The organism is Pseudomonas sp. ArH3a (assembly GCF_022648765.1).
Classification (GTDB): domain Bacteria; phylum Pseudomonadota; class Gammaproteobacteria; order Pseudomonadales; family Pseudomonadaceae; genus Aquipseudomonas.
Genome location: NZ_CP080330.1, coordinates 4,523,773 through 4,540,543 on the forward strand (window position 1 = coordinate 4,523,773; position 16,771 = coordinate 4,540,543).

Annotated in this window: 9 protein-coding genes; 3 read left to right on the forward strand and 6 right to left on the reverse strand. The window is 62.5% G+C overall.

Annotated features, from left to right (window positions below; genetic code table 11):
- Positions 1 to 151: 151 nt before the first annotated feature.
- From K0P33_RS20525 to K0P33_RS20535, 3 genes are read right to left on the reverse strand one after another with little or no spacing between them, the layout of a single operon-like run.
- Complete coding sequence (locus K0P33_RS20525; protein ID WP_242150898.1) at positions 152 to 1,216, reverse strand: lipocalin-like domain-containing protein; 1,065 nt, start codon at positions 1,214 to 1,216, stop codon at positions 152 to 154.
- Positions 1,206 to 3,668 carry an FtsX-like permease family protein gene (locus K0P33_RS20530; protein ID WP_242150902.1) on the reverse strand — a complete coding sequence of 821 codons (2,463 nt, stop codon included), beginning with the start codon at positions 3,666 to 3,668 and terminating at the stop codon, positions 1,206 to 1,208. Before K0P33_RS20530 ends, K0P33_RS20525 begins: the two co-directional genes overlap by 11 nt.
- A gap of 1 nt (position 3,669) precedes the next feature.
- On the reverse strand, positions 3,670 to 4,338 hold the full coding sequence (locus K0P33_RS20535; protein ID WP_242150905.1) for an ABC transporter ATP-binding protein: 669 nt from the start codon (positions 4,336 to 4,338) through the stop codon (positions 3,670 to 3,672).
- 276 nt (positions 4,339 to 4,614) lie between these two features.
- On the opposite strand from K0P33_RS20535, the gene K0P33_RS20540 reads away from it, so the two are divergent.
- The 3 genes from K0P33_RS20540 to K0P33_RS20550 all read left to right on the forward strand — a co-directional run bounded on the left by K0P33_RS20540 (position 4,615) and on the right by K0P33_RS20550 (position 8,677).
- Positions 4,615 to 5,292: a histidine phosphatase family protein gene (locus tag K0P33_RS20540; protein ID WP_242150908.1), complete on the forward strand. Its 678-nt coding sequence runs from the start codon at positions 4,615 to 4,617 to the stop codon at positions 5,290 to 5,292.
- A gap of 186 nt (positions 5,293 to 5,478) precedes the next feature.
- A complete protein-coding gene (arnT, locus tag K0P33_RS20545; protein ID WP_242150911.1) occupies positions 5,479 to 7,134 on the forward strand; it encodes a lipid IV(A) 4-amino-4-deoxy-L-arabinosyltransferase in 1,656 nt (551 codons plus the stop codon).
- Between the two features lie 25 nt (positions 7,135 to 7,159).
- A complete protein-coding gene (locus K0P33_RS20550) occupies positions 7,160 to 8,677 on the forward strand; it encodes a glycosyltransferase family 39 protein (RefSeq protein WP_242150914.1) in 1,518 nt (505 codons plus the stop codon).
- Here K0P33_RS20550 and K0P33_RS20555 read toward each other — a convergent pair.
- The 3 genes from K0P33_RS20555 to K0P33_RS20565 form a co-directional block, all read right to left on the reverse strand.
- Positions 8,658 to 8,855, reverse strand: coding sequence for a hypothetical protein (locus K0P33_RS20555; RefSeq protein WP_242150917.1), 198 nt, complete (start codon positions 8,853 to 8,855; stop codon positions 8,658 to 8,660). The genes K0P33_RS20550 and K0P33_RS20555 overlap by 20 nt on opposite strands.
- A gap of 65 nt (positions 8,856 to 8,920) precedes the next feature.
- Complete coding sequence (locus K0P33_RS20560) at positions 8,921 to 9,892, reverse strand: hypothetical protein (protein WP_242150920.1); 972 nt, start codon at positions 9,890 to 9,892, stop codon at positions 8,921 to 8,923.
- A gap of 375 nt (positions 9,893 to 10,267) precedes the next feature.
- On the reverse strand, positions 10,268 to 16,537 hold the full coding sequence (locus K0P33_RS20565) for a non-ribosomal peptide synthetase (RefSeq protein WP_242150923.1): 6,270 nt from the start codon (positions 16,535 to 16,537) through the stop codon (positions 10,268 to 10,270).
- Positions 16,538 to 16,771: the final 234 nt, after the last annotated feature.

The window sequence follows — 16,771 nt, forward strand, 5'->3', positions numbered from 1 at the left end:
GTCGCCTGGAAAAATAGGTGCAGAAAAACGAACGTCTTCTAAAGCCCCTATCAATCATTAGTCCCATGCGACTAAACCTGACGCGTCGCCGGTTTCGTCCCCAGAGTTGCTGCCCGCCTGGCAGAGAAACAGCGCCTACAAAAAGGCGCGTTTAATACCCCGTCATCTCCAGATAGCCCACGCCACCTTCAAACTGCACGGGCCCTTCCCAGTACGGGATGCTCAGGTTCATCCACGCCTTCGGGTTGACGGCCTGGGGGGTGATATCCAGGTGTTTGCTTGGGATTTTCAGCGACCAGCGCGTAGGGACAGGACGCCCGTCGATGGCGGTGGTGGACAAGGGTGTGAGCTGAATATCTTCATTGCGCAGGGTCTGGGTGTGGCCCTGCGGGTCGATCCAGGTGCCGGTCAGGTAACCCGCGCCGTCTTTTTGCCGCACCCGAAACAGCATCAACTGCTCGCCACGGTCCAGGTGCAGGGAAAACCAGTCCCAGCCAGTTTGGCTGGCCGCCAGAGGTTGGCTGCTCCATTCGCGGTCGAGCCAGGCGGGGCCACTGACCTGGTAGGTCTTGCCGTCGATGCTGACGCTGCCGGTCGCGGTAAAAAATGGCTGGCTGTAGTAGTAGGACGCTTGCCCCTGATCGGACTTGCGGCTGTAGCCGTTATCGCCTTGCAGCACCAACGGGCGGCTGGAGGTCAGGTGCAAGTCGTAGGCGAACTGCGGGCCGCAGGCAGTGAGTTGCATATCCGCCAAGGCGCTCACGGCGCCGGGGCGGGTGACGAAATTCCAGTCGTCGATCCAGGCATTGAATGGCACGGCCTGGGCCCCCGCTTGCCCGATGCCGCCACGGGCGAAGCGTTCGGCGGCGTAGTGCTGGGTGGCGGACGTCACGGCGGCGTGGCCAAGCCAGATGGTGGAGTCGTGCCAGCCGGGCTGCGTCGGCCCCGCCTTCAGCGCGTTGCGAAACAGCGTCCATTGCACGCCGAACACATTGCCTTGGGCGTCCTTGAGGTTGGCGGTGACGTACCACCACTCGATGCGAAAGCCATCATGGGGGCCGTGATCCTCAGGAAAGCTGAACACTTTACCGGGCACCACCTGGGCAAAGTCCGCGGCATCGTTGCCCAGGCCTGCGAAGCTTTCTGGCGGCGCTGGCGCCTTGTCACAGGCCGTCAGCAGCAACACAGCAGCCCACAGCAGCGCTTTAATCTTCATTGGCAAACGTCCTCAGCAAATCCGCCGGGCGGCTGCGGTACAACTGCCACAGCGGCCAGGCCGAGGCCAGCAAGGTGGCCAGCAGCGCCAGCCCCAACAATTGCGCAAGCTGCCACGGGAATACCTGCAACGGCAGGCGCCAGCCGAATGCCTGCACGTTGATCACCGCGTCCAGGCACCACGCCAGCAGCAGGCCCAACGGCAACGCCAACACCAAGGTCAGCACCGCCAGCAGCCAGGTCTGGCCCAGGTTGAGCACCATCAATTGCCGACGCGTCACACCCAGCGCCCACAGCGGTGCGAGTTGGCCCAGGCGGCTTTGGCTCTGGGTCAGCAGGCTGATAAACAACGCCACCCCGGCGACACCGAGGGTGAGGCTGTTCAACGCAGCCGTTGCGGCAAAGGTGCGTTCGAACACCTGGCTCGACCAGCCTTTGAGTTGCTGTTGATCGACGATGCGGCTGTCTTCCAATGCAAACGCACGTTGCACCTCGCGCACCAGCGGCGGCACATTCTGCGGCAGCACCCGCAGGTTGAAGCGGGCCGGTGTCAGCCCCGGCCAGTGCGCCAGCAGGTGCTTGGCATTGACCAGCAGATGGCCTTTGGGGTTGCCGTAGTCGGCGTAAACCCCCACCACCTTGGGTGACCACACGCCCTCAGGCGTGGGAATAACGACCGCATCGCCGAGTCGCACCTTCAAGCGCCGCGCCAGTTGTTCGCTGAGCATCACCGTGTCGCCTTGCAGCAACTGGTCCCAAGGCTCGCTCACGCGCTCCAGTAACGGCCAGTGCTGACGATAAGTGGGGTCGTCGACCACGCCGAACACGTCCGCCGGCCAGCCCTGCAACTGCACCGCGACCTGCCAGGTGGGCAGCACCGCTTGCACGAGCGGTTGCTGCGCCAACCAGGTGCTGAGCTGCTCGGCCTGGGCCGGGGTTTGCGGGTTGAGGTACAGCTCGGCCGTGAGACGTTGCTCCAACCAGTTATTGAAGGTCTGGCGAAAGCCCGAGGTCATCGAACCTGCACCGATGTTCGCCGCCAAGGCCAGCAGCAACGCCATCAGCGCCAGGCTCAAGGCCGGCAACTGCTGGCGGCAGTCGGCCAAAAACCACTGACCGAGCACTGAACGGCTACGCCCGAGCACCGCCGTCAGCAGGCCGTTGAGCACCACCGGCAAACCGAGCGCTGCCCCCAACAGCAAAGCCGCCATCAACACAAACCCGGCAGCCAGGCTGTCGCCCAGCCACAGCGCCAGCAGCGCGATCACCAGCGCGGTCGCCGCCACCCAACCCTGGCGCCGCAGCCAGCGCCCGTGCGCGTCATGCCAGGCTTGGGCATTGGCCAGCGCCAGCAGCGGCAAACGCGCCGCCCGCCACAGGCTGCTGCCACCTGCGAGCAATGCGCCGAGCAGGCTCAGGCCCAAGCCGGCCATCCACCACCATGGGCTGAGGCTCAATTGGCCCGGCACCTCGGCGCCGTAAAGGCCGCGTAAACTGGCGGCCACATCCGGCAGCAACAGGCTGGCCAGCAGGTAACCGCTGGCGACGCCGAGCACGCCACCGAGCAACGACAACACGCCGAGTTCGACGCCCAGGCTCAGGATCAGCATGCGCGCACTGACCCCGCAGGCACGCAAGGTGCGCAGCAATCCACGGCGTTGCTCCAGTGCCAGGCCGATGGCGGCGTGCACAATAAACAAGCCCACCACAAACGACAAAAAGCCCAGGGCGTCGAGGTTCAGGTGAAAGCTTTCGGTGAGGCGCGCAAGGTTGTTGTCCTCGCCCTGCTTGAGTTGCAGCGCGGCAGGCGGTGTGGGATGGCGGGCGGCAAAGGCCTTGTCCAGCAGCAGGCGCGACAGTTGGCCGGGCATTTCCAGCAGCGACTGGGCGAAGCCGATATCGGTCAGCAACAGGCCCGGCGCCATGTCCGGTTGAGCCTGCAACGGCGGCAAGGCCTGCCCGCTCGCGGTCAGCGGTTGCTCACCTTCGTGCAACCCCAGGGCCAACAAGGTTTGCGGTGCGATCCAGGTACGCCCCGGCGGGTTGAAAAAAGCCAGCATTTGCGCCTGGCTCAAGCGCTGCCCCGCCACCGCGCCGCCGCCGGGCAACGACAGCGGGTCGATGCCCATCAGCTGCAGGCGTTGTGCTTCATGCCCCTTGAGCAGCAACCGGCCCTGCACCACCGGCGACACCGGCCAACCAGCGCGGCGCAGCTCGGCAAACAGTGCTTGGGGGAAGCTGGCGCCGTCTGGCGCACTCAGGCTGGCTTGCGGCTCACCGCCGATCAGTTGGCTGGCGCGTGCATAACTGTCCCGCGCCTGGCTGTTAAGGGCCTGCACACCGGTCAACAGCGCGGTCGCCAGCCACAGGCCGGTCAGCACGCTGAAAAACTGCACCGGGTGGCGCCGCCAATGGCTGATCAGCGCACGCAACGCCCAATAAAACACCGCCATCTCAGCGCGCGTCCGCAGGCACGACACGACCGCGGTGCAACACCACTTGCTGGTCCAGGCGCGCGGCGATGCGCGGGCTGTGCGTGACCATCAACAGGCTGGTGGGGCTGTCGCGCAACAGGTCGAGCAACAGTTGCAGCACTTCATCGCTGGTGGCTTCGTCGAGATTGCCGGTCGGCTCATCGGCCAGCAGCAAGCCAGGGCGCGACGCCAACGCACGCCCCACCGCAACCCGTTGCTGTTGGCCGCCGGACAGTTGCTCGGGATAGCGCCTGAGCAAATCGCCCAACCCCAGGCGCTCCACCAACTGCGCCTGCCACTGCGGATCAAAGCGCCCCGCCAACCGCGCCTGGAATGCCAGGTTGTCGTCCACGCGCAAACTGCCGATCAGGTTGAACTGTTGGAACACCAGGCCGATTTCAGTCCGCCGCCAGTGGGCCAGCTGCGCTTCGCTGAGTTGGTCCAGGCGCTGCTCGCCCACCTGAATGCTGCCGCCATCCACCTGATCAAGCCCGGCCACCAGATGCAGCAATGTGCTTTTTCCGCTGCCGGACTCGCCCATCAGCGCCAGGCTGCTACGCTCACCCAGGAACAAGTCAACGCCCGCCAGCACTGCAAGCGGGCCCTGCGGGGTGGCGTAGCTTTTTAGGACACCTTGCACCTGCAACATAAGAACGCTCGTTCGAAGGACTCCGAACGAGCATAACGGCTGACCGTCGGCCCTACGCAAATTTTTCACATGGATTTCACTGCTTGCCCACCCTCGCCCCTCTAAATTGCCCGCCACGCGCCGATACTCGGCAACTTATTAGTTGCCAGCCACGGCAACTTTTAACCGCCAGATGTTCAGCAAAAAGACAGCAGCCCTGTGACAGCCTCCCATTCCCTTATGGGAATTCGTCAATGCGTTGCGCCTACTTAATAAAAAACACTGCTGACAGTGCCCATGGTGAATGATGTGGTTGACCTTACTCTGACCAAACCGCGCTCACGCCGGGGCTATTTCAAAAAAATGCAAAAGTGGTGGGCGGGTCTCGCCGTCATTGCCCTGCTGCTCACCGCTTTCCTGATGTGGCCGTCATCGCCGCGTGACCTGGGCGTCGGCAATCGCTTGCTGACCTCACAAGTGCTGCCCGCCTGGCGCGACGGCGACCTGATTGTGCTGGTGCGCCACGAAGAGCGATGCGACCGCTCGACAAACCCCTGCTTCGGTTCACCTGAAGGCCTGACAGTCTTAGGCACTCAACGCGCCCAAGAGCTGGGCAAGGCCTTTACGAAGCTGGGCATGGGCTACAGCGATGTGCTTGCCAGCCCCGCCCTGCGCACCGTTCAGACCTCGCAGTTTATGTTCGGCAAAGCAGCCGATCTGACTACCAGCGAAAAAGCTATCTGCGGCAAGGACATGGGCGAAGAACTGCTCAGCCACAAACAGCCCGCACGCAACCTGGTTTTTGTCACCCACAGTGGCTGTATCGCCGATTTCGAAACCACGCTGGGCTTCCCCCGCGCGGCGTTCCCTCAGTACGGCAGCGCCCTGTTCATACGCGTAAAAACCAACGGCAAGTTCGAGACACTGGGCATCATGAACAGCCAAGCCTGGGCCGCCGTACTGAAAAAGCTCTAACACTTTTTTACATATATCACGTCCCATGTTCAGGAATACGACAGGCCTGCTCTGGCAAGTTTAGTTGCACCTGTTACTTCTGGACGTCATGAATACTTTCATCGACTTAGTGAACTTTGTGATCCTTTCTACTCTTACTAACCTGCCCCCTTACTTCACCTTTAAACGTCAAGGAGCGACGTTTTCATGACCCGCCTGAAACCCTTACCGCTATTGTTACTGGCCTTCGCCGTGTTTTATCTATTGCCCATGGGCCTGCACGGTTTATGGACCCCGGATGAAACCCGCTACGCCCAGATCAGCCAGGAAATGCTCCTGAGCGGCAACTGGGTCGCACCGCACTTCATGGGTGTGCGCTATTTCGAAAAACCCGCTGCCGGCTATTGGCTGATCGCCCTTGGCCAGGCAGTGTTTGGCGAAAACCTGTTCGGCGTGCGCATCGCCTCGGCGTTGACCACCGGCCTGAGCGTGATACTGGCTTACCTCATCGCACGCCGCCTGTGGAACGACCCACGCAAGAGCTTCGCCTGCGCCCTGCTCTACATGAGCTTTGGGCTGGTGGCCGGGCAAGCGGGTTACTCCAACCTCGACCCGCAATTCACCTTATGGGTCAACCTCAGCCTGGTTGCGCTGTGGTTTGCGCTGGACAACCGCACCTCGCGTGGCCGGATGGGCGCCTGGGCAGTGCTGGGCGTGGCCTGCGCCATGGGTTTTATGACCAAGGGCTTTCTGGCCTGGCTGTTGCCCGTGCTGATTGCCGTGCCGTACATGCTTTGGCAGCGACGCTTGGGTGAATTGCTGCGCTACGGCCCGATCGCCATTGGGGTCGCGCTGCTGCTGTGCCTGCCGTGGGTGTGGGCGATTCATCTGCAGGAACCGGACTACTGGCGCTTCTTTTTCTGGCACGAGCACATCCGCCGCTTTTCCTCCGACAAAGCACAGCATGCGCGGGCCTGGTGGTTCTTCCTGCCGATCATGGTCGTGGCGTGCCTGCCGTGGGCGGCGTTGTTGCCAAGCACAGCGCTCAAGGCCTGGAAAGACAAAGGCCAGCCGGCGATTATTTTCCTCGGCTTGTGGTTGCTGCTGCCCCTGGTTTTTTTCAGCCTGAGCAACGGCAAGCTGCCCACCTACATCATGCCGTGCCTGCTGCCGCTGGCGTTGCTGATGGGCCATGCCGTGACCGACCTGATCAACCGCGGCAAAATCCGCGCCCTGCGGGTCAACGGCCTGCTCAACCTCGCCATCGGCGTGGCTGCGATGGCGGCACTGATTTACCTGCAAATCGATGACCCGCTGTACAGCAACAGCCACGCTGAGATGTACAGCCTGTCCCTGACCTTTATCGTGCTGCTGGGTTGGATACTGGCCAACGTGCTGCAAGCCTTCCGCCCGCTGACGCTGTGGGCCATGCCCGCACTGGGCATCGGCTTGCTGGTCGCCCTGCTGCCGGCTGGCATGCCGGAAGAAGTCACGGATACCGCAATGCCCGATCAGTTCGTCCTCCAGCATCTGGATGAACTGCAACAAACCCATGCTCTTATCAGCAATGAACTGGGCTCGGCGTCCGCATTGTCCTGGCGACTGCGGCGGCCTGAAGTGGCTTTTTATGACACCCGGGGCGAACTGAGCTACGGCCTCAAATATGCGGATTCGGTGCACCGCAAAGTCGATCTGGACAGCATTCAGACCTGGCTCGCCGATGCGCGCCAGCAAGGTTCGGTCGGGGTGCTGATGCGCGTCAGAAGCACCAGCGAGCATCGCGAAGAAGGGCAATTGCCGCCGGGAGGCAAGCGCTATCGCAAAGGCGCCATGCTACTGATCATCTACCCGAAAATTCCTTAACGTTACGCCCACGGCGAGTAAGCCCATGAGTTTCTGGAAAACCGAACGCGGCGCCCTGGTGCTGCTGCTGGGCGTCTCGGCGCTGCTTCTGCTGCTGGGGCTGGGCAGTCGCGACCTGTGGGGGCCGGAAACTCGGTGGGCCAACATCGCATTGCAGATGTTGCAGAGTGGCGACTACTTCGACCCTTATCTCAAAGGCGCGCCGTACTACGACAAGCCGCTGCCGTCCTACTGGCTGATCACCGCCTCTGCCAACCTGATGGGCGGGCTTGGCCCGTGGTCGCTGCGCCTGTCGTCGGTGATCGCGGCGTGGTTGAGCGTCTGGCTGGTGTACCTGATCGGCGAACGCCTGTTTCGTAAAGGCACCGGGCTGATCGCCGGCTGGATGCTGGCCACCACCTTCTACTTTCTGTTCTGGGCGCGGGTCGCCACCGCCGATGTACTGACTGTGTGTGGCGTGCTGGCGTCGGTGTGGTGGTATTGGCGCGGGCCGGATGACACCCGGCTGGGGCGCTACACGGTGTTTTTTCTGCTGCTGGCGGCGACGTCGCTGTTCAAAGGCTTGATCGGCTTTGTGCTGCCGGGCCTGGTGCTGTTGCCGCACCTGCTCAGCGAACACCGCTACAAACGCCACCTCAACCTGCGCCTGCTGCTGGCGATGCTGATTGCCGCGGCGTTCTATGCGATTCCCTTCGTGCTGTCGCATGTGTATGGGGCGCCGACCTACGGCGAGAGCGGCCTTGACCTGGTGTTCAAGGAAAACGTGGTGCGTTTTTTCGACCCGTTCGACCATATGGGGCCGATCTACACCTACCTGATCTACCTGCCCGCCTACACCCTGCCCTGGGCGCCGTGCTGGCTGCTCGGCGTGTGGCTGGCGCTGCGTCACTGGCGCCAAACGCCACCCAACGTGCGCTGGCTGGTATGGGGCCTGGGCCTGCTGTTTGTGTTCTTTACCGCCAGCGGCAGCCGCCGCAGTTACTACGTGCTGCCGCTGGTACCGTTTGCCCAATTGTTGGGCGCCTGGTGGCTGAGTGAACGCCTGCAGAAAAAACCGGCCAGTTGGCCGCGCTGGCAAAAGGGTTTTGGCATCACCGCCGGGTTGTTGCTGTTGCTGCTGGGCGTGCTCTACCCCTGGACCACCGGCAATGGCGGCGTAACCCGCTTTGCCGAGGATGTGCAAGCCGAGGCGGTGAAAAGCGCGCCGTGGAATCAATGGCAGATGGTGCTGGTGGAGGTCGATAACAAGTTGCCGATGTACCTGCAAAATGGCGGCAAACCGTTCTACTACGTGAGCGAGAACCAAGACTTCCCGCGCCAGGGCGACAGCGCCGCACTCATGGCCTGGCTGGTAAAAACCAGCGGCCAGGGGTTTGACCCGCAGCACACCATCATCGTCGCGCAGTACTCCAAGGACGACCCGACGCCGTTGGCCTACCTGGGCGCGGATCACAAGGTGATTACCACGCAGCCGGACAATGGCGAGCGGCTGTTTCAGAAACGTTCAGGCGGCAGCGTGGCATTCATTCCTGTGCCACGCTGACAGGCCCCATCAGAAGGCCACGGGCATTCATCAGTGTGTGGAACGCCGCCAGCACCGCCTGCGGTTTTTCCAACCTCAGTGGGTGGCCGTACGCGCCCAGGGCGACCTTCGCGAACACGACGCCCACTACGCACGCACCGCCGAACTTCTGCACGCGGCAGCTGGCAGTGTCAGCCAACTTGTGGGCCGGCGTGGGGTTGGTACGCGTCGGTGACTATCAAAGCCTCCACCCGCAGAGCGCTATTACTTTTGGTGTAAAGCGGAAAAACCTTTATTGGCGAACTGTCCCACCCGGGCCGCTTCAGAGCCCGGGCGCGTGTAATGGACGCTCGATAGAAACGCTTCAGAAATAAGGGGAACCCAAATTGACAGACCATCTATCTTGCCGTTATCGGGGGTCGACTCTTCGCCACCTTTTCTGTCGATGATTTGCAGCACTCGCTCTGCAGTAGCAGCAAGATCAGCTCTGACGGAAGGAGGGAGAGAGGCGCGCTCCCAATCCCCGCCTACTCGCGACTTGAAGGCGTCCAGTTCTTCATCATTCAGGGCCGCGTAAAGCCCCTTGAACAAAGGGCCCGCTGTAATTTCTTCCACCGTGCGCTTGTCATCAATCGCTCGGCCGATGGAAAAACTCTCCAGCGCGTCATAACCACGCCTACCGAACGCCATCAGGCGGCCCGCTTCGGAGGAAGAACGATGGGAGCCGACAGTGTCCAAAAAACCATCTCCAATCCGCGCGCTTCCGACCCTTTCTACGCCGGCATCGTTATCAATGTAATTAACCACACGTGCCAGGCGAAACATGGCGTCAGCACGAGATTGGGGGTCAGTATTGTCGGAGCTAAAGTCACCCACCTGCCCCTTCAGATCATCAATCAATGTAGCCCTGCGCGCCTGACCTTGCGCACTTCTATCCCAACTCGCCGAGAGTATTCCCCGGCTCAAAATTGGGTTGTCGTAGTAGACCTCCATTGCTGAGCGATGATCATCCGCGGGCCTGGCTTCCTCGCGCGAAGGCAGGTTCGACACGTTGAGTTCACCTAGCACTGCCGGGGGCTTTGGCGAGAGTGTAGACACCGTACGAACGGGGTTTGTATCGAAGGTTAACGTTGGGGTTTGCGCATTGGGGTGGCTGGTTTTATGCGCGTGATGATAAAAGCCTTGAGGCTGAGAATTACTAACGGACAGGGTCATATGCACCTTCTTGATCAACATCTTGCGGCGTCCAGACGGGTACGCCGAGCTATCGGTGATAGCTGTCTGTGCGGTGGTCAGGACACTGAAGGTGGTTCCACTGAATGTACGACTGGATTTTACGCCTGCGAATGCTCCATACCCTCGGCTGATTCATCAGTGTGTACCTTGGGGTTAGTGGCATTTGGTCATGGTTTGTAAAGGGCCAGTAAGCTGTGTCTCTTTTAATTGCAGAAAGAAGACTTGAATCTTCGAAATTGTGGTGAGCTGCTACCTAAACACTGTAAAAAAATGTGGGAGCTGGCTTGCCTGCGATGGCATCAACGGTGTGTCACTGATACACCGAGGTGCCTGCATCGCACGCAAGCCAGCTCCCACATTGGCCATGCCCAGTACTCAAATTCGGCGGCGTCGGTTGAGTTGAGGGATGGCGGTTTGAGGCACTTCCACCTGTTGCACCTGTGTCGCAGTGCAAGCCGCGAGCTGCGCCAGTGTCGGCTGGCTGAACAAAGTCCGCGCATCCACTTCCAACCCAGCCTTACGCATCCGCGCCACCAGATTCACCGCCAGCAAGGAATGCCCACCCAGCTCGAAGAAGTGGTCATGCCGCCCTACCCGCTCCAGCTTCAACACATCCGCCCAAATGCCTGACATCAAGGTTTCCAATTCGCCCACGGGCGCTTCATAAGCCCGGCTGACCACTGCATCAAACCCAGGTTCGGGCAGTGCCTTACGATCGAGTTTGCCCGCTGGGTTGAGCGGCAACACATCAAGCTGCACAAAGGCCGCCGGCACCATATATTCCGGCAATTGCTCCAGCACATAGGCGCGCAAGGCATCCAGGCCCGGCGCTTGCCCACGCAGGGTGAAGTACGCCACCAAACGCTCATCACGAATCAGCACCGCCACTTCACGCAATGCCGGGTGCGCCGCCAGGCGTGACTCGATTTCACCCAGCTCCAGCCGCACGCCGCGCAGCTTGACCTGGAAGTCATTGCGCCCCAAGAACTCCAGGTTGCCGTCCGACAGGTAACGCACCAAGTCGCCGGTGCGGTACAGCCGGTCACCGGCCACAAACGGGCTGTCGATAAAGCGCTCGGCGGTCATCTGCTCCAAGCCCAAATAACCCCGGGCCACGCCAACGCCGCCGATGTGCAATTGGCCGCTGACGCCCATCGGCACTGGCGCGTCGTGGTCGTCCAACACATACAGACGCGTGTTGTTAATCGCCCGGCCAATCGGCAGTTGCAGGGCAGGCACAGGCTCGCCGGGTTCCAAGGTCCAGGCGCTGCTGTCCACCGTGGCTTCGGTAGGGCCATAGACGTTGTGCAAACGCACCTTGGGCAAGCGCGCCTGCACGCCACGGGCCAGGGCTTGGGTCAGTTCGCCGCCGCCGCACAGCACGTCGGTGAGGCTGGTGCACAAGGCCGACTCTTCCAGCTCGAGGAACTGCTGCAACATCGCCGGCACGAACTTGATCACCGTGACCTGCTGCTCGCGAATCACCTGCGCCAGGTAAGCCGGTTCACGATGCCCATCGGGCCGTGCAAGCACCAGGCGCATACCGTTGGCGAGCGGCCAGAACAGTTCCCACACCGAGCCGTCGAAGCTGAACGGCGCACGCTGCAACAAGGCGCCGCCTTCGGCATTTGGGCACAGCTGGGAGCCCCAGCGCATCAGGTTGCCCAGGCCGCGGTGTTCGATCATCACGCCTTTTGGCGTGCCGGTGGAGCCCGAGGTGTACATCACGTAGGCCAGGTTGGCGACGGTCAAGCCGGGCACCGAAGGATTACCGATGGGCGCCTGGCTCCAGCCGTTGTGGTCAAAATCGATCACCGGGATAAACACCTCGCCTGGCAGCTCGCGGGTGGCGGCGTGCACCAGCAGCGCCACCGGTTGGCTGTCGTTGAGCATGTAGGCCAGGCGCTCGCGTGGGTAGCCTGGGTCGAGCGGCACATAGGCGCCGCCCGCCTTGAGAATCCCCAGCAAACCGACGACCAGATCCAACCCGCGCTCGACGCACAGCGCCACCCGCGAATCCGGCTGCACCCCGCGCTCACGCAGGTGGAAGGCGAGCTGATTCGCGCGGTCGTTCAGCTCGCGGTAAGTCAGTTGTTGCTCGCCAGCCTGCACCGCGATGGCATGCGGGATGTGCCGCGCGCGGGCTTCGAACAACGCCGGTAGCGTGAGGGTCTCGGGATAGTCAGTGTCGGTGGCGTTGAAGTCCACCAATAGCCTGTGCAGTTCGCTGGCAGGCAGCACCTGCACGGCGCGTAATGGCGTGCTGGGTGCGTGTTCAAGTGCATGCGCCAGGCCGTGCAAGGCCGTGTCGAGGTAGCCCAGCAGGCGCTCTGCGCCGACCTTGCGCGGCGCCTTGGCCTTGAGGCGAAAGCCGCTGGCAATGTCGTCAACGGTGAGCATCAGCGGGTAACTGAGGATGTCTTCGCTGCTGAGCAAGGCAATGCCCGGCACCAGGTTCAAGTCTGTGTCGGCAGAGGTGTGGCGGTAGTTGAGCAGGCTGTTGAACAGCGGCGACGCGCTGCTGCAACGCTGAGCCAACGCGAGCGAGGCCTGTTCATGGGCGAGCAAGGCGCTGAGCTGCACGTGGGTGTCGTGGAGTGCATCGAGCACGGTTTGCCCGGCCAGGCGCACGCGCAACGGCAAGGTGTTGATGAACATGCCCAACGCGCGGTCGGCGCCCTCGCCCGCCTGCAAACGACCCAGCAGTACGGTGCCGAACACCACGTCATCGCGGCCCGCGACGCGGCTGAGCACGTGCGCCCAGGCCAGGTGAAACAGGCTGGCCGCACTCACACCCAAGGCTCGCGCCTGCGCCCGCAAGCGTTGGTTGAGGGACTCGCTGAGCGGCTGTTCGAACGCTTCAATTTCAGCCCGATCCACCTGGCGGTCCTGCAAGCCGAACGCCAGAGTCGGCTCGTCAATATCGGCCAGGCGCTCGCGGAAGAACGCCTCGTGCGCAGCCTGACGCGCCGGTGAACGGGTCTGCGCGACCACGTTGCGATACGGCACCGGCGCCGGCAGTTGCGCCTGCTGGCCGAGCAGGTGGGCGCGGATTTCATCCACCAGCACGGTGGTCGAGGTGGCGTCGTTGACCAGGTGATGGAAGCGTAACTTAGCAATCCAACGCTGGTTGTGCGGTTCTTCGGCGTAGTCCAGGGCCATCAAGGGCGCCTGGCGCAAATCCAGCGGTGCAGGCTGGGCGCGCAGGGGTTCAACCCGCAACTGCGCTTCGCGCCATACCACTTGCATCGGCTGCTCAAGGGCATCCCACACCAGGCTGGTGCGCAGGATGTCGTGACGGTTGATCACCTGTTGCAAGGCTTGGGCAAACGCATCCAACTGCTCGCGGCTGGCAAAGCTGAACATCGCGTGTTGCTGGTACGGATCGCGTTCGTCGGTGAGGTGGTGATACAGCAAGCCTTCCTGCAACGGCGCCAGCGGGTAGATTTCCTGCACATTGGCGGCCCCTCCTGGAATGCCCGCGACGATGCGATCAAGGCTGGCCTGATCCAGCTCGGCCAGCGCGAGCTTATCTGCCGTGATGTGAGTGCAACCCAGCGGAATTCGATTGGCTGGCACCTGCTCTTCGCGGCCAACACTGGCTGCTGCCAGCGCCGCGAGGGTCGGCTGGCCGAACAATACCGGCACGTCGGCGCGCAACCCGGCATCACGCATGCGCTGCACCAGTTGCACGGCCAGCAGCGAGTGCCCGCCCAGTTCGAAGAAATGGTCGTGGCGCCCCACCTGCTGAACCTGCAGCAGCTCGGTCCAGATCTGCGCCAGGGTGGTTTCCGCGCCCTCGTGCGGCGCTTCAAATAGGCGCGTGACGAACGCGGCTTGCGTGGGTGCAGGCAAAGCCTTGCGGTCGAGTTTGCCGTTGGCGGTGAGGGGCAACACGTCTAGCCTCACATAGGCGACAGGCAGCATGTAGTCCGGCAACGAGGCTTGCAGATGGGCGCGCAGCGCTTCGATATCAACGCTGTGCTGCTCGATAAACCAGGCCAGCAATTGCCCTTCGCGACACTGCACCACGGCTTCCTTGAGCGCCGGATGGGTGGCCAACGCGGCTTCGATTTCGCCCAACTCGATCCGCACGCCACGGATTTTCACTTGGTCGTCATTGCGGCCCAGGTAGTCAAGGTTGCCGTCCGGCAGCCACCGCGCCAGATCGCCGGTGCGGTACATGCGGCCATCATTAAAGGGATCTTCAAGGAAACGCTCGGCACTCAGTTCAGGCAGATTCAGGTAACCCCGCGCCACACCCTTGCCACCGACGTACAACTCCCCCGCCACGCCGATGGGCACCGGGCGTTGATGCTCATCCAGCAAGTAGACTTTGGCATTGGCCACAGGCGCGCCGATATGCAGCGGCCGGCCCGCCTCGACACGCCCGGAAGTGGCGACCACCGTGGCTTCGGTGGGGCCGTAGTTGTTGATCACCTCGAAGGTCTGCGCCCGAGGGAAGGCGCGCAGGCGGTCGCCGCCGATCAGCAAGGTGCGCAGGGTCGGGTGATCCAGGCGCTGGCTGAACGCGTACTCGGCCACCGGTGTCGGCAGGAAGCACACCTCCAACGGCTGCGCGCGCCACCAGCTCAGCAGTGCATCAAGGTCCAGCGCGTCATCCTGTGCCGGCGGCAAGTGCAGCGTCGCGCCTACACATAACGCCGGCCAGACTTCCCAGGCCATCGCATCAAAACCAAACCCGGCCAGGCTGGCGGTGTGGCTGCCCGCGTGCAGGTTGAACGCCTGGCAGTGCCAGTCCACCAGGTTCAACACGCTGTGGTGCTCGACCATCACGCCCTTGGGCAGCCCGGTGGAGCCGGAGGTGTAGATCACATAGGCAAGATTGGACGGCGTGACCGCGACGCGCGGGCTGTTGGCGAGGTACACGGCCGGGCCGCCCAGGCGGAGCACCGGAACATCCAAGGCAGGCAGGCGATGCAGTAAATCCTGCTGGGTCAGCACCGCCACGGGGGCGCTGTCGTGCAGCAAATAGTTCAGGCGCTCGGCGGGATGGGCCGGGTCCACCGGCACATAGCAGGCGCCGGACTTGAGGATCGCCAACAGCCCGACCAAAGTGTCCAGCCCGCGCCGGGCCACAATCGCCACGCGGTCATCCGGCTGTACGCCGTGCTCCAGCAGTTGCTGGGCCAAGGCGTTGGCTTGTTGGTCGAGTTGGGTGTAGGTCAGTTGCCGGCCCTGAAACACCGCCGCTACGGCATCCGGTGTACGCGTGGCCTGGGCTTCGATCCGCCCGTGCAGGGTTTGCGTGGCAGCGTTGGGCTGCGCGGTGGCGTTCCACTGCTGCAACTGCGCCTGTTCGGCCGGCGTCACCAGGCAAAACTCAGCGACTGTCAACGCAGTATTTTCCAGCCCTTGCTCCAGCAGCCAGCTAAAGCGCTGTGCCAACGCCTGCACTTCGTCGTGCTTGAAGTACGCCTCGTTGTACACGCAGTGCAGGCACGCGGTGGCTTGGTAACGGTTGCTGCGCAGGTGGATAGCAATCGGCAGCGGTTCATGGTGGTTGGACACCTTGATCGCCCGGGCCTGCACCTGGCCGTAACGCAGGTCGTGGTCGTCCTGCTCGAAGGACACCGACAGGTCGAACAACTGGCCGCGCCCGCTGCGGCGCAGGCCCAGCTCCCGGTTCATCTCGCTTAAAGGAAAACGCTGATGGCGCAAATCCTGTTTGAGCTGGTCGCGCACGCCGCGCACCAATGCGCTGAACGACAGCTGTTCGCTGAATTGAAAACGCACCGCACTGACCTGGGTGAACAAGCCCACAGTGGCGCGAAACCGCGCGTTGGAGCGGTTAAGAATCGGCAGCCCCACCACCCACTCATCACGCTGGCTGGTGCGGGTGAAATACACGTACATCGCCGCCAGCAACACATGGAACGCCGAGGCCTGGTAACGGTTGGCCACTTGCTCCATGCGGTTGAGCAGCGCCACCGGGAACGCTTCCACGAAGGTGTTGCTCGGCGCTTGGGCGGTGTGCCGGGGCGTCAATAACGGCTCGGGCAGTTGCTGGTATTTGTCCAGCCAATAGGCGCGGTCGCGGGCGTAACGGGCGGATTGGAGGTAGTGCTGGTCGGAGTCGATAAAGTCGATATAGGACGGCGCCTGCGGCTCCGGTTGCCGACCGTGTTGCAGGTCGGTGTAGAGGCGCGCCAGGGATTGCACCATTTGGCCAAAGCCCCAGCCGTCGAGAATCAGGTGATGGGCCTGGATGCCGAGGCGGTAGTGGTCTTCGTCGAGCTTGAACAGGAAACAATCAAACAGCGGCTCGCCGGCCATGGCATAGGGCCGGGCCATTTGCACCTGTATCCATGCCTGGGCTGCCGCCTGCGGGTCGGGCCGGGTGGAGAAGTCGTGCTGCGTCACCTCTACCGCCAACGCCGGGGCGAAGGTTTGCCGGGGCAAGCCGTGGGCGTCGGTGTGCAGCTGGGTACGCAACGCGTCGTGCTTGGCCACCAGCAATTCGACGGCGCGTTGGATCAAGTCCGGTGCTATGGCACCGGCAATATCCAAATAACCACCAATGTTGTACAGCGGCGAGTCGCCCACACGCATCTGGTCGAGCCAGATGTCCTGTTGGGCGGCGGTGAGGGGGAAGCTGGCCGGCAAGCTTGCGGAATGCTGCATAAGATCCTTCTCATGGGTGTCAGGCACTGGCCGCGCAGGGTGGCCCATTACGACGAATGTGCCGGATTTGAGCATGGGGGTCGGGGGCTGTCTGTCACCCGAAACCCGGACATCCAAACGGATGGAAATGGGCTTGGCTGAAGGTTCATTGCTGAAACGATTAAAGGGCTGTAGGAGATTGGCTATATCTGGCCGATGTCCAGCTCGCCGAACGATTGCCATTAAATTATTTTC